Origin of the sequence: Microbispora rosea (assembly GCF_900156315.1) — a bacterium.
GTDB lineage: Bacteria > Actinomycetota > Actinomycetes > Streptosporangiales > Streptosporangiaceae > Microbispora > Microbispora rosea.
In genome coordinates, this window is record NZ_FTNI01000004.1 from 248,379 (window position 1) to 268,457 (window position 20,079).

16 protein-coding genes are annotated in these 20,079 nt (G+C 71.5%); 8 read left to right on the forward strand and 8 right to left on the reverse strand.

The window, feature by feature from the left end; translation table 11 throughout:
- Positions 1-5 precede the first annotated feature (5 nt).
- From ilvA to BXA11_RS08395, 3 genes are read right to left on the reverse strand one after another with little or no spacing between them, the layout of a single operon-like run.
- Positions 6-1,220: a threonine ammonia-lyase gene (gene ilvA / locus BXA11_RS08385; protein WP_030507575.1), complete on the reverse strand. Its 1,215-nt coding sequence runs from the start codon at positions 1,218-1,220 to the stop codon at positions 6-8.
- A 37-nt stretch (positions 1,221-1,257) separates the two neighbouring features.
- Entirely contained in the window at positions 1,258-2,226 is a 969-nt protein-coding gene (locus BXA11_RS08390; RefSeq protein ID WP_076433981.1) for an ROK family protein, read from the reverse strand.
- Positions 2,223-3,449, reverse strand: coding sequence for an FIST signal transduction protein (locus BXA11_RS08395; RefSeq protein ID WP_231513849.1), 1,227 nt, complete (start codon positions 3,447-3,449; stop codon positions 2,223-2,225). The genes BXA11_RS08390 and BXA11_RS08395 overlap by 4 nt, the downstream gene beginning before the upstream one ends.
- A 159-nt stretch (positions 3,450-3,608) precedes the next feature.
- On the opposite strand from BXA11_RS08395, the gene BXA11_RS08400 reads away from it, so the two are divergent.
- The 4 genes from BXA11_RS08400 (at position 3,609) to BXA11_RS08415 (ending at position 9,238) form a co-directional block, all read left to right on the forward strand.
- Complete coding sequence (locus BXA11_RS08400; protein WP_076433982.1) at positions 3,609-5,018, forward strand: sigma 54-interacting transcriptional regulator; 1,410 nt, start codon at positions 3,609-3,611, stop codon at positions 5,016-5,018.
- Between the two features lie 7 nt (positions 5,019-5,025).
- Positions 5,026-6,969, forward strand: a complete 1,944-nt coding sequence (locus BXA11_RS08405; RefSeq protein ID WP_076433983.1) for a vWA domain-containing protein — start codon at positions 5,026-5,028, stop codon at positions 6,967-6,969.
- Between the two features lie 548 nt (positions 6,970-7,517).
- Positions 7,518-7,949, forward strand: coding sequence for a hypothetical protein (locus BXA11_RS08410; RefSeq protein WP_076433984.1), 432 nt, complete (start codon positions 7,518-7,520; stop codon positions 7,947-7,949).
- Positions 7,950-8,020: 71 nt separating this feature from the next.
- On the forward strand, positions 8,021-9,238 hold the full coding sequence (locus BXA11_RS08415; RefSeq protein ID WP_076433985.1) for an MFS transporter: 1,218 nt from the start codon (positions 8,021-8,023) through the stop codon (positions 9,236-9,238).
- A 120-nt stretch (positions 9,239-9,358) separates the two neighbouring features.
- Here BXA11_RS08415 and BXA11_RS08420 read toward each other — a convergent pair whose 3' ends face one another.
- Both BXA11_RS08420 and BXA11_RS08425 read right to left on the reverse strand, forming a co-directional pair.
- The gene (locus BXA11_RS08420; RefSeq protein ID WP_030507582.1) at positions 9,359-10,498 is read right to left on the reverse strand and encodes a cystathionine gamma-synthase; all 1,140 of its coding nucleotides are present in this window, start codon (positions 10,496-10,498) and stop codon (positions 9,359-9,361) included.
- A gap of 282 nt (positions 10,499-10,780) precedes the next feature.
- Positions 10,781-12,151 carry a cystathionine beta-synthase gene (locus BXA11_RS08425; protein WP_030507583.1) on the reverse strand — a complete coding sequence of 457 codons (1,371 nt, stop codon included), beginning with the start codon at positions 12,149-12,151 and terminating at the stop codon, positions 10,781-10,783.
- Positions 12,152-12,272: 121 nt separating this feature from the next.
- On the opposite strand from BXA11_RS08425, the gene BXA11_RS08430 reads away from it, so the two are divergent.
- The 3 genes from BXA11_RS08430 to BXA11_RS08440 all read left to right on the forward strand — a co-directional run bounded on the left by BXA11_RS08430 (position 12,273) and on the right by BXA11_RS08440 (position 16,208).
- On the forward strand, positions 12,273-13,247 hold the full coding sequence (locus BXA11_RS08430; protein WP_239105063.1) for an SGNH/GDSL hydrolase family protein: 975 nt from the start codon (positions 12,273-12,275) through the stop codon (positions 13,245-13,247).
- A 47-nt stretch (positions 13,248-13,294) separates the two neighbouring features.
- Positions 13,295-14,662, forward strand: a complete 1,368-nt coding sequence (locus tag BXA11_RS08435; RefSeq protein WP_076433986.1) for an outer membrane protein assembly factor BamB family protein — start codon at positions 13,295-13,297, stop codon at positions 14,660-14,662.
- Between the two features lie 328 nt (positions 14,663-14,990).
- Positions 14,991-16,208, forward strand: coding sequence for an acetyl-CoA C-acetyltransferase (locus BXA11_RS08440; RefSeq protein ID WP_076433987.1), 1,218 nt, complete (start codon positions 14,991-14,993; stop codon positions 16,206-16,208).
- Positions 16,209-16,283: 75 nt separating this feature from the next.
- Here the strand turns inward: BXA11_RS08440 and BXA11_RS08445 are convergent, their stop codons facing one another.
- The 3 genes from BXA11_RS08445 to BXA11_RS08455 all read right to left on the reverse strand — a co-directional run bounded on the left by BXA11_RS08445 (position 16,284) and on the right by BXA11_RS08455 (position 18,140).
- Entirely contained in the window at positions 16,284-16,694 is a 411-nt protein-coding gene (locus BXA11_RS08445) for a PPOX class F420-dependent oxidoreductase (protein WP_030507587.1), read from the reverse strand.
- A 254-nt stretch (positions 16,695-16,948) separates the two neighbouring features.
- The gene (locus tag BXA11_RS08450) at positions 16,949-17,167 is read right to left on the reverse strand and encodes a DUF4287 domain-containing protein (RefSeq protein ID WP_030507588.1); all 219 of its coding nucleotides are present in this window, start codon (positions 17,165-17,167) and stop codon (positions 16,949-16,951) included.
- Positions 17,168-17,354: 187 nt separating this feature from the next.
- Complete coding sequence (locus tag BXA11_RS08455; protein ID WP_030507589.1) at positions 17,355-18,140, reverse strand: Bax inhibitor-1/YccA family protein; 786 nt, start codon at positions 18,138-18,140, stop codon at positions 17,355-17,357.
- Positions 18,141-18,573: 433 nt separating this feature from the next.
- Between BXA11_RS08455 and BXA11_RS08460 the strand changes: the two genes are divergently transcribed.
- Complete coding sequence (locus tag BXA11_RS08460) at positions 18,574-20,079, forward strand: sensor histidine kinase (RefSeq protein ID WP_083744060.1); 1,506 nt, start codon at positions 18,574-18,576, stop codon at positions 20,077-20,079.

A 20,079-nucleotide genomic window follows, 5' to 3' on the forward strand; every position in this document is an offset into this window, starting at 1 on the left:
AGAGACTAGGAGAACAGCAGCTTGTAGCCGTCCCGCCGCAGGGCGCTCAGCACCTCGTCGCAGTGCGCCGGGCCACGGGTCTCCAACTGCAGCAGGACCTCGGCCTCCTCCAGGTGCAGCCGGGAGCCGAACCGCTCGTGCACCACGTCGAGCACGTTGGCGCCGAGGTCGGCCAGCCGGGCCAGCAGCGCGGCCAGCGCCCCGGGACGGTCGGTCAGCCGGATGCGGAAGGCGAGGTAGCGGCCCGCCGCCGCCAGGCCGTGCCGCAGCACCCTGGCCAGCAGCAGCGGGTCGATGTTGCCGCCCGACAGCACGACGACCACCGGCGGCTCGAACGCGTGCGGCTGATCGAGCAGCGCCGCGACCCCCGCCACCCCGGCCGGCTCCACCAGCAGCTTCGAGCGTTCGAGGCACAGCAGCAGGGCCCGTGACAGCGACTCCTCCGAGACCGTCACGACGCTGTCCACCAGGTAGTGGATCAACTCGAACGGCAGGTCGCCCGGCCGCCCGACCGCGATGCCGTCCGCCATCGTCGACGTGGGCTCGACCATGACCGGCCGGCCGGCGGCCAGCGAGTCGGGGTAGGCCGCGGCCCGCTCGGCCTGCACGCCCACCACCTTGATCCCCGGACGCTGGGACTTCACCGCGAGCGCGACCCCCGCCGCGAGACCGCCGCCGCCGATGGGCAGCACGATCGTGGCCGTGCCGGGAAGCTGCTCAAGGATCTCCAGGCCGACCGTGCCCTGCCCGGCCACCACGTCGGGGTGGTCGAACGGGTGGATGAACACCGCGCCGGTCCTGTCGGCGTGCTCCTTCGCCGCCCGCAGCGCCTCGTCGACCGTGTGCCCCGCGAAGACCACGTCCGCGCCGTACGCCCGGGTGGCCTCCACCTTCGGCAGCGGCGCGCCCTCGGGCATGTAGACGGTCGACTTGGCCCCGACCAGCGACGAGCCCAGCGCCACGCCCTGCGCGTGGTTGCCCGCGCTGGCCGCCACCACGCCCCTGGCCCGCTCCTCCTCGCTCAGGCGCGCGATCCGCACGTAGGCCCCGCGGATCTTGAACGACCCGGCCCGCTGGAGGTTCTCGCATTTGAGGTGCACCGAGCCGCCGACGATCTCGGACAGCACCCGTGAGTGCAGGACGGGCGTCTGCGCCGCCACTTCCGACAGCGACTCGCGTGCGGCGACGACGTCCTCGTACGTCACCTGTGGGACAGCCATGCGCCAATCATCACAGGTCCCCGAAGGCGACACGCCTTCAGAGGGAGGGGCACCAGTATTTGTCCGCGCCGATCACGAGGGCGGCGGCGCCGACGAGACCGGCGTCCTGGCCGAGCGCGGCGGGCACGACCCGCACCCGCCCGGCGAACTCCATCCGGGTGTGCTCTCGCAAGGCCTCCTCCAGCGGCCCGAACAGCAGGTCGCCCGCCTGGCTGAGCCCGCCGCCGACGGTCACGAGATCGAGGTCGCACAGGTTGACGGCGGAGGCGATCGCGATGCCCAGGGCGCGCCCGGCCCGGGCCATCGCGGCCAGCGCGATCGGGTCGCCCGCCGCGGCGTCGGCGGCCAGCCTGCGCGCGGTCGCCGTCCCCTCCTCCTGGTAGAGCTCCCCGCGCGTGACCGCGGCGTTCGGCGACCAGCCCTGGGCGAGCGCCCATGCGGCGAGGCCGGGGCCGCGGGCGATCGCCTCCAGGCAGCCGTGGCCGCCGCAGCCGCACGGCGGGCCCTCGGGGTCGACCACGACATGGCCGATGTGACCGGCGTTGCCCGTTCCGCCGTCGATGAGCCTGCCGCCGAGGATGAGCCCGCCGCCGACGCCGGTCGACACGACCATCCCCAGCATGGCCGCGCTCCCCCGCCCGGCGCCGCGCCAGTGCTCGGCGACGGCCAGGCAGATCGCGTCGTTGTGGATGCGGACCGGGACGCCGGGAAAACGGCCGGCGAGCCTGCCGCGCAGCGGGAAGCCGCGCCAGCCGCCCATGTTGAGCGGCGAGACCTCCCCCTCGGGCCAGGTCATCGGGCCGCCGCAGCCGATGCCCACGCCGGCCAGGCCGGCGGGCACGTCCAGCCGGTCGAGCAGGGCGGTCAGCGTGTGCCACAGCGTCTCGGCGTCGGCGCCCTGCGGGGTGGCGACCCGCTCGGCGGCCACGACCTGCCCGTCCGGCTCCACCAGGCCCGCCGCGAACTTCGTGCCGCCGATGTCGACGGCCAGCGTGAGGTCGCTCACGCGCCCGCTCCCGTGCCCGTGGACAGCCCCGTGCCGCTGGAGAATCCGGTGCCGCTGGAGAAGACGAGCAGCGACGCGGTGAAGCCGTGGACGTGGTTGTGCCCGCTGACCGGCCCGACCTCGCCCGCGGCGAAGAATCCCGCCACCCCGATCGGCCCCAGCGTCTCGCGTACGGCGAGCGCGTCATGGTCGGCCGTGCCGAACATGCCCGAGCCCCGGCCGTTGCAGGAGAACAGCAGGGCCCCCTCGACCCGGCCGGAGTGCTGCTGCAGGTGGGCGTCGAGTAGTTCGTAGAGGTCCTCGTCGGCCGTCTCGGCATCCCTGACCTGGAACCGCACCGTCCTGCCGATCTCGATCACGTCGCCGACGGCCACCGCCTCGCGTTCGGGGTCGATGCCGATGACCCCGCGGATCAGGAAGTCGCCGCGCTCGTGGCGCTCGGCGTACTCGTCCATGGCGATGCCGATCTGTAAGCCGGCGGCCACCAGGTCGCGGTCCTCCTCGTCGAGGGCGCTGACGATGTCCTCCAGGCGGGCCAGGGCGGGCTGGCCGGCGAGCTCCAGCAGCACGTTGTCCTCGGCCCGGGTGACGACCATGGACGGGCCGATGGGCCGGCAGCCCTGGCTGACGACCGTGCCGATGTTCACCTCGCCACCGATGATCACTCCGATCGCGCCGGAGTCGTGCACCTCTCCGTTGGCGAACAGCCGTACGGAGCCGCGGCCCTGGAGCCCGTTGGCCAGGCCGCCGACGATCGGCAGGCTGCCCAGCACCTCGTGCGAGTGCTCGATGAACGCGTCGGTGGGGAAGCTGTAGGGGTCGGCGAGCAGGATCGCGGCCCGGTCGTCGGGGATGCGCTCGGGCAGCCCCACCACCACGAACCTGTCCTCCGTCCGCAGCGTCTCCAGAGCGAAGGTGTCGATCCTGGCGCCGCCGAGGGAGGCCGCCCACGCGCTCACGGCGGAGGTCAGTTCCACGCCCTGCCCGTGCCCGATGACGCCGGTCGCGCTGCAGCCGATCACGTCGGCCCCGGACGCGACGGACATCGCCCGCCTGCCCGCGTTGACCACGTCGTCGGGATCGTCCCCACAAACGAAGAAACACACCAGGTCTGGCGGACCCGACAGGCCGGCCAACGCCTGGCGTACGGCCGTTTCGGCCGCTTCCACCAGGTTGGCGCCCACGGCGAGACCGTCGGCGAAGCGGCTCGTCATTACCGCCATGTCTCGCCCTCTCTTCCTCCGCGACTGTTTCCTTGGGCCGATTCTCCCCACTGAACGGAGGTCGACGCACCGGCCGCCCGTCCAATTGGCCTCGCGGCCCGCAGCCGTGTCTCCAAACCCGGCTGCAGGATCGTCCGATGGGGACGTAGTCTCGACTCCGTGCACAAATCGCCCACGCCTGCCCCTAGCACTCTGCGTGAACTGCGCGAGAGTGGACATCGCCACCGCACGGTCAAGGCCGAGATCAGGGAGAACCTCCTGGCCCGGCTGCGGGCCGGCGAGCCCCGGTTCCCCGGCATCGTCGGCTTCGACGACACCGTCCTGCCCCATCTGGAGCGAGCGCTGATCGCCGGTCACGACCTCGTGCTCCTCGGCGAGCGCGGCCAGGGCAAGACCCGCCTGATCCGCACCATCACCGGCCTGCTCGACGAGTGGTCGCCCGTGGTCGAGGGCTGTGAGATCAACGACCACCCGTACGCGCCGGTCTGCGTCCGATGCCGGCGGCTGGCCGCCGCCCACGGCGACGACCTGCCGGTCGCGTGGAAGCACCGCGAGGACCGGTACGGCGAGAAGCTGGCCACTCCGGACACCTCCGTCGGCGACCTGATCGGCGACGTCGACCCCATCAAGATCGCCGAGGGCCGCACGCTGGGCGACCCCGAGACGGTCCACTACGGCCTGGTCCCCCGCACCAACCGGGGCGTCTTCTCCGTCAACGAGCTGCCCGACCTGGCCGAGCGCATCCAGGTGGCGCTGCTCAACGTGCTGGAGGAGCGCGACATCCAGGTCCGCGGCTACAACCTGCGCCTCCCCCTCGACATCCTGCTGATCGCCAGCGCGAACCCCGAGGACTACACCAACCGCGGCCGGATCATCACCCCGCTGAAGGACCGCTTCGGCGCGGAGATCCGCACGCATTACCCCCGCACGGTCGAGGACGAGCTGGTCCTGATCCGTCAGGAGGCCGACCTCGCCGCCCTCGGCGCGGACCTGCCCGACCACCTGGTGGAGGTGATCGCCCGGTTCACCCGTCTGGTCCGCGAGTCCACCGCCGTCGACTCCCGCTCGGGCGTGTCGGCCCGCTTCTCCATCGCCGCCGCCGAGACCGCCGCCGCCTCCGCCGTACGACGGGCCGCGCTGACCGGCGAGGAACGGCCCGTCACACGGGTCTGCGACCTGCCCGGCGTGGTCCACACGCTGCGCGGCAAGGTCGAGTTCGAGGTCAGCGAGGAGGGGCGGGAGATCGACGTGCTCGCCCACCTGCTGCGCCGCGCGACGGCCGAGACCTTCCGCGCCTCGCTCGGCGGCGCCGACCTCGCGCCGCTGCTCGACAGGTTCGGCGAGGGCGCGCAGGTCGAGTCGGGCGCGCTGGTGCCGGCCCACGAGCTGCTGCGCAGGATCGGCCGCGTCGAGGGCCTGTCGAAGATCATGACGCGGCTCGGCATGGGCGAGGGCGACGAGTCGCCCGGCCACGCCGCCGCGGCGCTGGAGTTCACGCTGGAGGGGCTCTACCTGATGCGCAGGTTGTCCAAGGACGAGACCGACGGCGCCACGGTGTACCGGACGTGACCCGGCCATGAGCTACTTCTACCGGGAGTACCACGACGGGCCGGATCCACTGGCTCCGCCCTACGACGTGCGCTCGGCGCTGGACGAGATGGGCGACGCCATCCTGTCCGGCTCGACGCCGATGGACGCGCTACGCGACCTGCTGCGGCGCGGGCTCCCCGGCGCTCCCGACCGCCGCGGCCTGGACGACCTGCTCCGCCAGGTGCGGCGGCGCCGCCGCGAGCTGCGGGACAACACCCGGCTCGACGGCACGCTGGAGCGCGTCCGCGCCCTGCTCGACAAGGCGATCGGCCAGGAGCGCGCGGAGCTGTTTCCCGACCCCTCCGACGACGCCCGCTTCCGCGAGTCGGCGCTCGACGCCCTGCCCTCGGACACGGCGCGGGCGGTCCAGGAACTGGCCGGCTACGACTGGCGGTCGGCCGCCGCGCGGCAGACGTTCGAGGAGCTGCGCGACCTGCTGCGCAGGGAGGTGCTCGACAGCCAGTTCCGCGGCATGCGCGACGCGCTGGCCAACCCCGACCCGGCCGCCATGGAGCGGGTCCGGCAGATGATGTCGGACCTCAACGAAATGCTGGACCGCGACGCCCGGGGGGAGCACACCCAGGACGACTTCGACCGGTTCATGCAGCAGTACGGGGACATGTTCCCCGAGAACCCGCAGAACCTCGACGAGCTGGTCGACCAGCTCGCCCGCCGCGCCGCCGCCGCGCAGCGGATGCTCGCCTCGCTCACCCCGGAGCAGCGCGAGGAGCTGGCCGGGCTGATCAACAACACGCTGGAGCAGGCCGGCCTGGCCGAGCAGATGCGCCGGCTCGGCGACGCCCTCTACGCCCGCCGCCCCGACCTCGCCTGGGGCACCCCGGAACGGGTGTCCGGCGAGCAGTCGATGGGCATGAGCGACGCCGTCACGGCCCTGCAGGAGCTGGCCGACCTCGGCGACCTGGAGACCGCGCTGCGCCAGGACTACCCCGGCGCCCGGCTCGACGACGTCGACGAGGCCGCAATCCGGCGCGCGCTCGGCCGCTCGGCCGTGGACGACCTGGAGGCCCTGCGGCAGGTCGAGCGCGAGCTGGAGGCCCAGGGCTACCTGCGGCGCAACCGCGGCAAGCTGGAGCTCACCCCCAAGGCCGTACGCCGGCTCGGGGAGACCGCCCTGCGCCGGGTCTTCGCCTCGCTCGACTCGGGCCGCCGCGGCGACCACGACCAGCGCGACGCGGGCACGGCCGGGGAACCGACCGGATCGACCCGCCAGTGGCGTTTCGGCGACGAGCAGCCCATCGACGTCGTGCGTACGGTCGTCAACGGCGTGCGGCGGGGCGGCGGCGCGCCGGTGACCCTGACGGTGGACGACTTCGAGGTCGTGGAGACCGAGCGGCGCTCGGCGGCGGCGGTGTGCCTGCTGGTCGACCTGTCCTACTCGATGGCCCTGCGCGGCACCTGGGCGGCGGCCAAGCAGACCGCGCTCGCCCTCCAGGCGCTGGTGGCCTCGAAGTTCCCGCAGGACGCCGTGCAGATCATCGGGTTCTCGAACTACGCGCGGGTGCTGCGGCCCGACGAGCTCGCCGGGCTCGAATGGGACATGGTGCAGGGCACCAACCTGCACCATGCCCTGCTGATCGCGGGCCGTCACCTCGACCGGCACCCGGACTTCGAGCCGGTGGTCCTGGTCGTGACCGACGGCGAGCCGACGGCACATCTGATGCGCAACGGCGTGCCGCGCTTCGAGTGGCCGCCGTCGCAGGAGACGCTGACGCTGACGCTCGCCGAGGTCGACAAGATGACCCGGCGGCGCGCGACGATCAACGTCTTCATGCTGGCCGCCGACGACCGGCTGCGCGAGTTCGTGGACGAGGTCGCCCGGCGCAACGGCGGCCGGGTCTTCTCCGCCAGCGCCGACCGCCTCGGCGAGTACGTCGTCAGCGACTTCCTGCGCGCCCGCCGCACCCGCTGACGAGGGCCGGGCCCCGCACCGCCCGGGCGTCGCGGCCCACCCGCGGTGTTGCCCGGGTACGACGCTGTCCGGGTGCGGCACTGTACGGATGCCGCAAAGTGGTTCACCACCTGTCACGCGGGCATTGGTAAGCGCATCGGCGTGATTCGGGGGCGCGTTGCCGGACGACGGATGGTGACCGGACGAGCTGCGGACGGCGGGCGCAAGCGGGGAGACGGCGGCCGTGGTTTCCGGAGACCGATACCGGGAGATCGATAATCGATTGCCGACCGGGTTGCAATCGGCGGACGATAGACAGGCATCCCCTGTTCGCGCTGGTCGTTCCACATGCCCGGTGGAAGGAGCGCTCCCATGTTCGCAGCGGTCGGCCTCGTCGTTCTCATGATTCTCACCGGAGTGCTGTACGAGATGGCGGTCCACAACCGCCCCCGTCGCCGGAAGTAGTTCCGCGACACCTCGGCGCCTCGGCGTCCGACGCGCCCGACGCGCACGCGACGAGGGCGTCCGGGCGACTGCGGGGCGATCAGTCCAGGCGATAGCCTCTGCCCATGTCGCCTCTCGACCATCTGCTGCTGTGGTTGCACATAGGGTTCGCGATCTTCGCGCTCGGTCCGCTCACGGCGGTCACGAGCGTCACGCCGCGTTACATCCGGGCGCGCGATCTGAGCGTGCTGCGGTATCTGCACCGCGCGACCCGGATGTTCGGCCTGCTCACGATCGGGGTCTTCCTGTTCGGCCTGCTGCTGGGCCGCAGCGCTCTCGGCGCGCCCTACCTGTCGGTGTCGATGACGCTGTTCGTCGTGGCGGCCGTCCTGCTGGTGATCGTCGAGCGTGACCAGCGTACGGCCATCGCGGCGCTGTCCACCGAGTCGCCGGAGGACGACGCCAAGGTGCAGACCGGCCGGATCGCCGCGCTGGGCGGCATCAGCGCCCTGATCTGGCTCGTCATCCTGTTCCTGATGGTCTTCTTCAACCCCTGAGAAAAGATTCCCGCTTTCCCCTGAATGTCCGGTAGAACGTCTTTGGCCGGAAACGGGGGAATGAGGAGCGGGTGCACCTTACGACGCAACGCCGGGCGGCGTGGGCGCTGGTCGCCCTCGCCGTCGGGGCCTTCACCTACGTCACCGCCGAGGTCCTCCCCATCGGGCTGCTCACGGTCATGGCGGCCGACCTGGACCGGTCTCCGTCCGAGACGGGCCTGCTCGTGACGGGGTACGCCGCCGTCGTGGTGCTGGCGTCGCTGCCACTCACCCGGCTGACCCAGCGGGTGCCGCGGCGCAGGTTGCTCACCGTCACGCTCGGCGTGTTCGTCGCGGGAATGCTGCTGACCGCCGTGGCGCCGAACTATCCGACGCTGCTGGCCGCCCGGCTGCTGGTCGCGGCCACCCAGGCGCTGTTCTGGTCGGTCGCGACCCCGGCCGCGGCGGCCATGTTCCCCCCGGAGATCCGGGGGCGCGCGATCGCCCGGATGTCGATCGGCAGCTCCCTCGGGCCCGTCCTCGGCGTCCCCGTGGGCACCTGGCTCGGCCAGCAGGTCGGCTGGCGAACCGCGTTCGCCCTGGCCGCCGCCGTCGGCCTGATCACCTGCGTGACCGTGGCGACGCTCATGCCCGGCCGCCGGCAGACCGACGCGGGCTCCGGCGGTCACGAACCCGGCCGCGGCGCGACCCCGGACGCCCGCCGCTACGCGCTGCTCATCGTCGCCACCGTCATCGGAGTGGGCGGCTACCTCACCGCGTACACCTACGTCACGCCGTTCCTGCTGGACTTCGGCGGTTTCGCCCCGTCCGCGCTCAGTCCGCTGCTCCTCGCGTCCGGGATCTCCGGGGTCGCGGGGACGATCGTGGTCGGCCGGCTGCTGGACAGCCGGCCGAGGGCCGCCCTCGTCGGGCCGCTCGCCCTCATCACGTGCGCGCTGCTCGCCCTCTACGTCTTCGGCGCCGTGCACGCGGTGGCGGTGGCGGCCATCTGCGTGACGGGCATGTCGTTCAGCGCGCTGGCGGCGGCCATCGCGAGCCGCGCGCTGCAGGTGGCCCCGGGCAGCACCGACATCGCCTCGGCCGGCAGCGGCTCGGCCTTCAACGTCGGCATCGCGGGCGGGTCGCTGCTCGGCGGCGCGCTCATCGACCACTCGGGGGTCCGCAGCGTGACCGTGGCGGGCGCCGTCCTGACCGCCGCGGCGCTCGCCACCCTGCTGTGCGAACGGTGGGTGGCTCCCGCCCGCCCCTCCGCGCCGGAGCGTACGGCCCCGGCGCGGAGCGCGCGTTAGACAGAGCGCGGAGCGCGCGTTAGACAGAGCGCGGAGCGCGCGTTAGACAGAGCGCGGAGCGCGCGTTAGACAGAGCGCGGAGCGCGCGTTGGACAGACCTCGGAGCGCGCTTCAGCCGACTCAGCCGAGGGCCTCGGTGAGGTCGGCCAGCAGGTCGTCGACGGTCTCGATGCCGACCGACAGACGGACCAGGTCGGCGGGGACCTCCAGCGGCGATCCGGCGGCCGACGCGTGGGTCATCCGGCCGGGGTGCTCGATCAGCGACTCGACGCCGCCGAGCGACTCCCCGAGCGTGAACAGCTTCGCGCGGTTGCAGATCTCGACGGCGGCCTCCTCGCCGCCTTCGACGCGGAACGACACCATCCCGCCGAAACGCCGCATCTGCTTGGCCGCGATCTCGTGGCCGGGGTGCTCGGGCAGGCCCGGGTAGAGGACCTGGACGACCTTCGGGTGCGACAGCAGCAGGTCGACCACGCGCTCGGCGTTGTCGCAGTGCCGGTCCATGCGCACGCCCAGCGTCTTGAGGCCGCGCAGCGTGAGCCAGGCGTCGAACGGCCCGGCCACCGCGCCCATCGCGTTCTGGTGGTAGGCCAGGCGATCGCCGAGGTCCGCCGACCGCGTCACCAGGGCCCCGCCGACCACGTCGGAGTGGCCGCCGACGTACTTGGTCGTCGAGTGGACCACGACGTCGGCGCCCAGGCTGAGCGGCTGCTGCAGGTAGGGCGAGGCGAAGGTGTTGTCCACCACGAGCACCGCGCCCCCGTCGTGGGCGACGGCCGCCAGGGCGGCGATGTCCGCGACGTTCAGCAGGGGATTCGTGGGCGTCTCCACCCAGATCGCCTTCGTGTCCGGCCGTACGGCGGCCCGCACCGCGTCCAGGTCGCCGAGCGGCACCGGGTCGAAGGAGACTCCCCACTCCTGGAGCACCCGGGAGAACAGCCGGTAGGTGCCGCCGTACGCGTCGTCGGGGATCACCACGTGGTCACCGGGCTTGCAGACGGTCCGCAGCAGCGTGTCCTCGGCGGCGAGGCCCGACGCGAAGGCCAGCCCGCGCACGCCCCCTTCGACGGCGGCGAGCGCCTCCTCCAGAGCGGTCCTGGTCGGGTTGGCCGACCGGCTGTACTCGTAACCCGCCCGCAGGCCGCCCACGCCGTCCTGTTTGTAGGTGGACACGGCGTATATGGGAGGAACGACGGCGCCCGTGTGCGGGTCCGCCTCCTGGCCTGCGTGGATGGCCAGCGTCTCGAAACCTTGGTTCATGGGGTCGAGCCTACCCTCCCCCCGTGATCTTGCAGTTGGTCGCAAAAAGAGCCGTGAACTGCTCAAACACCTTTCGTGATCTTGCACTTATTCTCAGCCTCGCCACATGACCTGCCCGGACACGCTCCGTGATCTTGCATTTGCAAGATCACGGATGCTCGCTGCGCAGGCCAGACGGGGTGCGCTCGATTTTCTGCATGATCACGGAGGATGTACGCCCTGGTCAAGCCATGCCTCTGCGACAAACTACAAGATCACGCGGAGGGGGGCGGAAGGGGTGGGTTAGTGGTTGGCGAGGAAGGCCAGGAGGTCCTGGCGGGTGACCATGCCCACCGGCTTGCCGTCGTCGAGGACCACGGCCGCGTCGGCCTTCTCCAGCGCCTCGACCGCCCGGGCCACCGGCTCACCGGAGCCGATCATGGGCAGCGGCGACGACATGTGGCCGCCGATCTCGTCCTCGGACCGCACCCGGCCGCGGTAGAGGCCCTCCAGCAGGTCGCGCTCCACGATCGAGCCGATGACCTCGGCCGCCATGACCGGAGGCTCCTCCTTCATGACCGGCAGCTGGGAGACGTTGTACTCCCGCATGATCGAGATCGCGGTGCCGACCGACTCGTGCGGGTGGACGTGGACGAACTCGGGCAGCCCCGGCGTCTTGCGCCCCAGCACGTCGCCGACCAGGCCCTCCTCGCTCGACGTGGTGAGGAAGCCGTAGTCGGCCATCCACTCGTCGTTGAAGATCTTCGACAGGTAGCCGCGGCCGCCGTCCGGCAGCAGCACGACCACGACGTCGTCCGGCCCGGCCGCCTGGGCCACCCGTACGGCCGCCACCACCGCCATGCCGCACGAGCCGCCGACGAGCAGCGCCTCCTCGCGGGCGAGCCTGCGGGTCATGCCGAACGAGTCCTTGTCGGAGACCGCGATGATCTCGTCGCAGATCGTGGTGTCGTACGTCGCGGGCCAGATGTCCTCGCCCACGCCCTCCACGAGATAGGGACGGCCGGTGCCGCCGGAGTAGACGGAACCGACGGGGTCGGCGCCGATGACCTTCACCCGGCCGCCGGAGATCTCCTTGAGATACTTGCCGGTGCCGCTGATCGTTCCCCCGGTGCCGATGCCGGCGACGAAGTGGGTGATCCTGCCCTCGGTCTGCTCCCAGATCTCCGGCCCGGTGGAGTGGTAGTGGCTCGCCGGGTTCTCGGGGTTGGAGTACTGGTCGGGCTTCCAGGCGTTCGGGATTTCGCGGGCCAGCCGGTCGGACACCGAGTAGTACGAGTCGGGGTGGTCGGGCGAGACGGCGGTCGGGCAGACGACGACCTCCGCGCCGTACGCGCGGAGCACGTTGATCTTGTCCTGGGCGACCTTGTCCGGGCAGACGAACAGGCAGCGGTAGCCCTTCTCCTGCGCCACGATGGCCAGGCCCACACCGGTGTTGCCGGAGGTCGGCTCGACGATCGTGCCGCCGGGCTTCAGCTCGCCGCTCCGCTCGGCCGCTTCGATCATCCGCACCGCGATGCGGTCCTTCACCGAGCCGCCGGGGTTGAAATACTCCACCTTGGCCAGGACCTGGGCGGGCGCGCCCGCCGTGACCTTGCGCAGCCGGACGAGCGGGGTGTCGCCCATCAGCTCCACCAGCGAGTCGTGTACGCGCACCGCGATGACCACCTTATTTGCCGAAGCTTGTCAGCCTGCCGTCAGCCGGGATTCCGATAGGGGTGGCCGGAACTCGGCTAGTTTCTTCTTCAAACCGTACCGTGAGCAGGGAGGAGGGCGGGTGGTCTGGACGTCCGGCGCAGTGCGCGCCGCGCGGCGTATCGCCACCGCCGCCGCCCTGGGCGGAGGCGGGCTCACGGCGCTGGGAGCGGTCACGTACGGCCTGCTGATGGCCGAGGCCATGGTGGCCCGTCGCATCGTGGGGCAGCCGCACGGGCTCGACGGCCCGCAGGCCGACGGCGTGTATGGCGCATTCCCCGGGGAGCCGATCCGGATGGCCGTCCTCGGCGACTCGACCTCCGTCGGCCTGGGCATGACCAGCCACGAGGACACTCCCGGCGTGCGCATCGCGTACGGGCTCGCGGCGGTGGCCGAGCGCCCGGTGCGCCTCACCGTGGTCGGCCAGTCGGGCGCGGCGTCGGTGGACCTCGGCGTTCAGGTGGACCGCGCGCTGGAGGCCCGGCCGGAGATCGCGGTCGTCTTCGTGGGGGCCAACGACGTCACCACGGCCACCCTGCCGGCCCGGGCCGTACGGCACCTGCAGAAGGCGGTGCGCCGGCTGCACGAGGCCGGTGTGGAGGTGGTCGTGGGCACCTGCCCCGACCTGGGCACCGTACGCCCGATCGCGCAGCCGCTCCGATGGGTCACCCGGCGCTGGTCGCGGCAGCTCGCCGCGGCCCAGACGGTCGCCGTCGTCGAGGCGGGCGGCCGCACCGTGGCGTTCGCCGACCTGCTCGGACCCGAATTCGACGCGAACCCGGCAGAGATGTTCGGACCTGATCGTTTTCATCCATCTGCCCGAGGTTACCTACAAGCCGCGTACGCAGTGCTACCGTCTGTATGCGCCGCGTTGGGGTTGTGGCCCGAGCCGGAACCCGTGCGCGTCGAAGGATCGCAATACCTCTTGGCCGCAATGGCCGTGGAGGAACCCGGCACCGAGGTCACCGCGACCCGTGTCGCCGGCCGGGCGGTCGGCCCCCATGGACGGTGGGCGGCGCTGCTCCGCCGGAGACCCGGGCCGCTTCCGAACGCCTAGAGCCGGTTACCTCCTGCGGCCGGGCCATCACCCCCTGTAGGAGCGAAATGATCCGGCCCCAGCTGAACAACGCGAAACCCGCTCTGGCGCTCGCCGCGACCGCCCTGCTGGCCGGGGGCGCCCTCACCGGCTGCTCCGGCGGCGACGAGGCCGCCAAGGACTACCCGGCATGGCAGAACACGCAGGTGAACGCGGTCAGCCGGACCACCACGGGAGGCGGCGTCGCGGCCACCACCTCCATGCGGGCCGACGGCTCCCTGGAGACCGTCGTCCTCGACCTCACCACCGGCCGCCGGCTCTGGGCGCACCCCGCGACGATGGCGGGCCGGCTCCCCGGCATGGGGGTGCAGGCTCCGGCGACCGTGGCGACCAGCGGCGGGCAGGGCGTGGTGATCGCGCTCGATCCCCCCGCCGCCGGCAAGAAGGGCGCCACGCTGGTCGCCAGGGACGCCCGCACCGGGCAGCAGAGGTGGACCAGGCCCGTGCGGTCCACCTTCGGGCCGCAGCGCTGCGGGCCGTACGTCTGCGTCTCCGAGGACACCGCGCTCTCGACAGCGCGCGTCGTGGTCCTCGACCCCCGCGACGGATCCGTGAAGTGGCGCCTGGCCGGCATCGCGGAGGTCGAGTGGTCCGACGCGTCCAAGGTCGTCCTGCTCAGGCTCGCCTCCCACCCGGTGCTGGAGGCCCGCACGCTCAAGGACGGCAAGACCGTCTGGCAACTGCCGATCGAGCAGGCCCTCGGCCCCGACGTGGACCTGAGCGGGGGCTGGGCCTTCGGCGCGACGGGCGACAAGATCATCGGATACGTCGCTCCGTACACCAACCCGCAGACCAAGGAGACCTCGACGTTCGGCCTGTTCTCCGCGCGCCTGACCGACGGGGCCGTCGACTGGATGCGGCCGTCCGTCGTCCGCGTCTACCCCAGCGGCAACCCCGCGTACGCGCCGGTCGTCCGGCCGGTCGACGAGCAGGGCCAGTATGGCGGGTTCGCCCGGCTCGACGCCGAGACCGGACGGGTCCTGGGGCAGATCACGCCCGCCCAGGTGCCCGGGTCGGGCTGGTGGCTCGCCTTCCCGCCCGAGATGAACAAGCTGGGCTTCCTCAAGCGCGACGCGCCCGGCTCGGTCTTCGACCTCAGCACGGGCGAGCCGACCCCGGTGAGCGGCGCGACCGGCTGGTCGTTCTGCGTGACCGACCCCAAGCCGCTGCAGCTGCGCGGCATGATCCCCGGGTTCTACTCGATCGCGGCGCTGTGCGAGTTCGACCTGGCCACGGGCAAGCGCAAGGACTCCTCCTCCGCGCCGCCCTCCTGGTTCACCGGCAGCCAGAACGGCTGGCGCCTGTGGCGCGACGAGAAGGGCGGCCTCCACGCCGTCAACGACGGCACCGCCACCTCCCCCGGCATGTACGGCTGATAGACGCCCAGACGCGCGAAGCGGGAAGCACCGAGCGAGCCGGGACGTGAGCGCCCCGGCGTGCGAAGCGGGAAGCACCGAGCGAGCCGGAGGGGTGCGCCGCCAATCTGGACTGAGGAGCGCGCGGGAGCGAAGCGACCAGAGCGCGACGAGGGAAGATGGCGGAATCAAGCGCTCCGGCTGCGAAGCGGGAAGCACTGTGCAGTAGTACAAAATTCTGGTGAGTGGGGTCCAGGGCGTGGCGGGCGGCATACCGAGGGGTAACCTCCGGGGGAGGAGGCCCCCCGAACCCTGAGTGGAGGGGCACGAGATCAGGCAGGAGAGTCACATGCCCGAGGCAGTCATCGTGGCGACCGCGCGGTCGCCGATCGGCCGCGCCTTCAAGGGGTCACTCAAGGACATCCGCCCGGACGACCTGACCGTGCAGATGGTCCGCGCCGCGCTGGCGAAGGTGCCGCAGCTCGACCCGAACGACGTTGACGACCTCATGCTGGGCTGCGGCCTCCCCGGCGGCGAGCAGGGCCACAACCTGGGACGTGTGGTCGCGGTGCTGCTCGGGCTCGACAACGTGCCGGGCACCACGGTGACCCGCTACTGCTCCTCCTCGCTGCAGACGACCCGGATGGCGTTCCACGCCATCAAGGCGGGCGAGGGCGACGTGTTCATCTCGGCCGGCGTCGAGACCGTCTCCCGCTTCGTCAACGGGAGCTCCGACATGCCCCAGGCGCAGAACCCGCTGTTCGACGAGGCGAAGGCGCGGACGGAGGAGACCACCAAGGGGAGCGCGCCGGTGTGGCACGACCCGCGCGAGGACGACGCGCTGCCCGACGTCTACATCGCCATGGGTCAGACGGCCGAGAACGTCGCGGCGTTGAAGGGCATCTCGCGGCGCGAGCAGGACGAGTTCGGCGTGCGCTCGCAGAACCTCGCGGAGAAGGCCATCGCCAACGGCTTCTGGGAGAGCGACATCACCCCGGTGACGCTCCCCGACGGCACCGTGGTGAGCAAGGACGACGGCCCGAGGGCCGGCACGACGTACGAGGCGGTCTCGCAGCTCAAGCCGGTCTTCCGGCCGGACGGCACCGTGACGGCGGGCAACTGCTGCCCGCTGAACGACGGCGCCGCCGCGGTGGTCGTCATGAGCGACACCAAGGCGGCCGAGCTGGGCATCACGCCGCTCGCCCGGATCGTGTCGACCGGCGTCACCGGCCTGTCCCCGGAGATCATGGGACTGGGCCCGATCGAGGCGTCACGGCAGGCGCTCGCCCGCGCGGGCATGGCGATCGGCGACGTCGACCTGGTCGAGATCAACGAGGCGTTCGCGGCCCAGGTGATCCCCTCCTACCAGGAGCTGGGCATCGACATCGAGCGGCTCAACGTGAACGGAGGCGCGATCGCGGTGGGTCACCCCTTCGGCATGACCGGCGCCCGCATCACCTCCACGCTGGTCAACGGCCTCCGGTTCCACGACAAGTCGATCGGGCTGGAGACGATGTGCGTCGGCGGCGGCCAGGGCATGGCGATGGTGCTGGAGCGGCTGTCCTGAGCGACGGGATTCACGCCGGTCCCGGCAGGAGCCGGGACCGGCGTGAACTCAGCGGGAGCCGGGACCGGCGCGGACTCAGCCGTGGAAGTCGGGGCCCGCGCGTGTGGGCTCGACGCGGATGACCACTCGCTTGTCCCGGATCATGGCGGCGCGATAGTCGTCCCAGTCCGGGTGCTCGCCACTGATGTCGCGGTAGTACTGCACCAGGTGCTCCATCGCGTCCGGCAGCGAGACGACGTGGGCGACACCCTCGATCTGCATCCACTCGCCGTAGAAGGCGTCGGTCATGACGGTGAGCACGACCTGCGGGTTCTCCCGGAGGTTACGGGTTTTCACGGCCGTCTCGCGGCTGCTGATCACGATGTAGCCGTCCTTGTCGCAGCCGACGGTCACCGGGGAGGTCTGCGGCCGCCCGTCCGGATAGCGGGTCAGCATGACCGCTCGGTGGTTGCTCCTGACGAACTCACGCGCCTTGTCGAGATCCATACAACAATGATGCGCCCGCACCGGACCGGTGCGGGCGCGTCAGTGCTGCCTTCGGGACGGTAGTGCGGTTCCTACGCTGGCTCTCCCTACCTCGGGCCTGGGTACGCTGTCGGGGCCTTCTACGCTGCCGGGACGGTGGCTGCCGGAAGAGCGCGACCGCCGGGAGCGCGTCCGCCCGCGGGACGCTGCTTGCGCGTGCTGTGCTCGTGCGTGCTGTGTGCGCGGGACGTCACTGCCGCCTCCCGCGCTCCGGTCTAGAAGCGACGGCGCCGTTCGTGCTCGAGGACGATGGCGGCGGCGTAGCCGTGGCTCAGCCCGTGCTCGTCGGCGAGCCAGTTGGCCCGCTCGTCACAGCGTAGGAACGACGGGCCGTTGTCGATGGCTTCGAACCACTCTGGGAGGTCGCGCCCGGTTATGGACGGGACGCGGGCGATCAGCTTGTTCTGGGTCTCCGGTGAGTGGTTCAACGACATGGGCACCTCCACGGAAAAGGCTGCTTTGTGTCACAGTGCATCACCGGTCCGCGCTTGACAAGCCCTCGGCGGCATTGATTTGTTACAGGATGTTGATCGAAAGTTGCGGCGCCGATCACCAGATCCTGATATAGCGCAACAAAGGGGCACCGCTCCCGGAGGAACGGCGCCCCTTGCGCTCGTACGGCTAGTCGTTGTTCGTGAAGTAGCTGATGAAGCGGAGGATCTCCAGGTAGAGCCAGACGAGGCTCAGGGTCAGGCCGAACGCCATCAGCCACGAGTAGCGCTCCGGCACGCCGGCCCGCACCCCCTGCTCGATCTCGCTGAAGTCGAGCAGCAGGAAGAAGCAGCCGAGCAGGATCATGCCGATGCTGAAGATCCAGCCGATGGGGCTGTCGGTGCGCAGGCCCAGGCCACCGCTGACGAAGATGCTCGCGATCCAGTTGATCAGCATGAGGCCGACCGCGCCGAACGCGGCGGCGACCACGAACTTGGCGAACTTCGGCGTCGGCCGGAAGATCTTCAGCGCGTACACGGCCAGCGTGCCGCCGAAGGCCACCATCGTGCCGAGCACGGCCTGCAGGACGATGCCGTTGTAGACAGTGTCGTACATGTGGCTCAGCACGCCGATGGCGACGCCGTAGCAGACGGAGTAGCCGAGGATCAGCGCCGGATTGGTGCTCTGCCGGAACGACACGATGAGCCCGAGGATCAGGCCCACGATCATCGCCGGCGCCGCGAGGCCCCAGCCGACGTTGAAGTACCAGGCCAGGGCGGCCGAAACGACGAGCGTGCCGAGGGTCATGAAGCCGCGCACCACGACGTCGTCGATCGTCATGGCCCGTGCCGCCGGGGGGGCGTACGAGGGCGCGGCGTACATCTGGTCCAGCTGCTGCACGCTGGGCGCCGGACCGGCCCACGCCTGCTGACCAGCGGCCCCACGCCGACTGAATATGGGGTTCTTACTCTCCATTCGCTTCCTCCAGGACGCGACTCACTGATCAGCCGCTGCGCGGCCTAGTGGGGATGGTGCCCGAGGAGCGGTGCTCTCACAAGTGGGAGCGCCACTCCACCGCAGTGGCAACGACCGGGCGGTCCGGCGAGTTCCCGCCGTCTCCCCACGGACGAGAACGGCCGGCACCGGCCGCGCCACAAACTTGAACAATTCATGTACTTGAGACCTTCAAGTCTAGTGCTAACGTGGTGCCGAGCCACGAAGTAGCGGCCTGACCAGGTAGAACGTCTCAGCGATCACTCCACCTGCCGTTGCGGGCCTCTCGTTCCAACCGCACAGGCACAACAGGCCCTCCGGACGGTCACTTCGGCACCCGGGGGTCGCCCGGCCGCCTCCCGCGCCGGTGCCGGTGCCGGTGCCGCAGGGGAATGTCATCGCGAGGAGGACGGCGATGAAAGTCAGCGGACCACTGTTATTGCGAAGGTTCCGGCCTGATTCCATCCGAGGGCGTGTCACCGTCCTCGTCACGGCGTTCGCCACCCTGCTGCTGATCCCCACCGGGGTCCTGGGCAGCATCCTGGCCCGGCAGGCGTTCTCCACCGCGGTCTGGCTCGACGCCCGGCAGGAGGCGGCGCTCACGGCCGCCGCGTGGCGTACGGGCCACTTCCACAGCGGCATCACCCCGCAGGTGGCCGGGATCGACCTGGTCCAAGTAGTGGCTCCCAATCGGCGGGTGCTCGCCACGTCGCCCGCGGCCCGGGGCATGCCCCCGCTCACGTCCTTCTGGCCGTCGGAGGACGATCCCATGCAGGACGTCGAGGCCTGCACGCACGACGGGATCGGGTGCCTGCGCCTGGCGGCGCTGCGGGTGATGCCCGGGCCCGACTCCCCCGTCGTGTACGCGGGGCGCCCCATCAACGGCTTCACGCCCGTCGGGATGTTCGATTTGCTCTTCACCGCGGAGGTCTCCGTGCTCGTACTGCTCACCGCCTGGGCCACCTGGAAGGTGGCCGGACGCACCCTGCGCCCCGTCGAGGCCATCCGCAGCGACTTAGCCGCTGTGAACGTCAACGACCTGGACACCCGGGTGCCCGTACCGGGTGGGGACGACGAGATCGCACGGCTCGCCCGCACCGTGAACAGCACGCTCGCCCGCATCGAGCAGGCGAAGATCACCACCGAACGGGCGCTGCGGCGGCAGCGCGAGTTCGCCGCGGACGCCTCCCACGAGCTGCGCACTCCGCTCGCCGGCCTGCGCACGCAACTGGAGGAGGCGCAGCTTCACCCCGGCGAGACCGATCTGCCGTCGCTGCTCAGGGACGCGCTGCTCGACGTGGGACGGCTGGAAGCGATCATCGACGACCTGCTCCTGCTGGCGAAGGTGGGGGCCACGACCCCGGGCCGCAAACCTGTGGACCTGTCCGCGCTGGTCAGGGACGAGGTCGCCCGCCGGTCCGACCGGCTGCCGGTGCGCCTTCGGCTGGCGGACGGGGTCAGGATGCACGCCGCGCCGCGCCACCTCGCCCGTCTGCTGACCAACCTGCTCGACAACGCGCAGCGGCACGCCCGCAGCGTGGTCGAGGTCGGGCTCCGGCGCGACGACGGCTTCGTCGAGTTGTGGGTCAGCGACGACGGTCCCGGCGTCCCGGAGTCCGAACGGGAGCGGATCTTCGAGCGGTTCGCCAGGTCGGACACGGCGCGCAGCCGGGGCCGCGGGGGCACCGGGCTCGGCCTGGCCATCGCCCGCGACATCGCCCGCGCCCACTGCGGCACCCTGGTGGCGGCCGAGTCGCCGTACGGCGGCGCCATGTTCGTGCTGCGCCTGCCGGTCTCCGGCTGCCCGCAGACCGCCGACGCCGCGCCTCCGCAGGCCGCGATCGACGGCGCCACCGGCCCGTACGCCGAGCCGTCGCAGGTGGCGGACGCCCCGGCGCCGGTGCACGAGCGACAGGCCTGA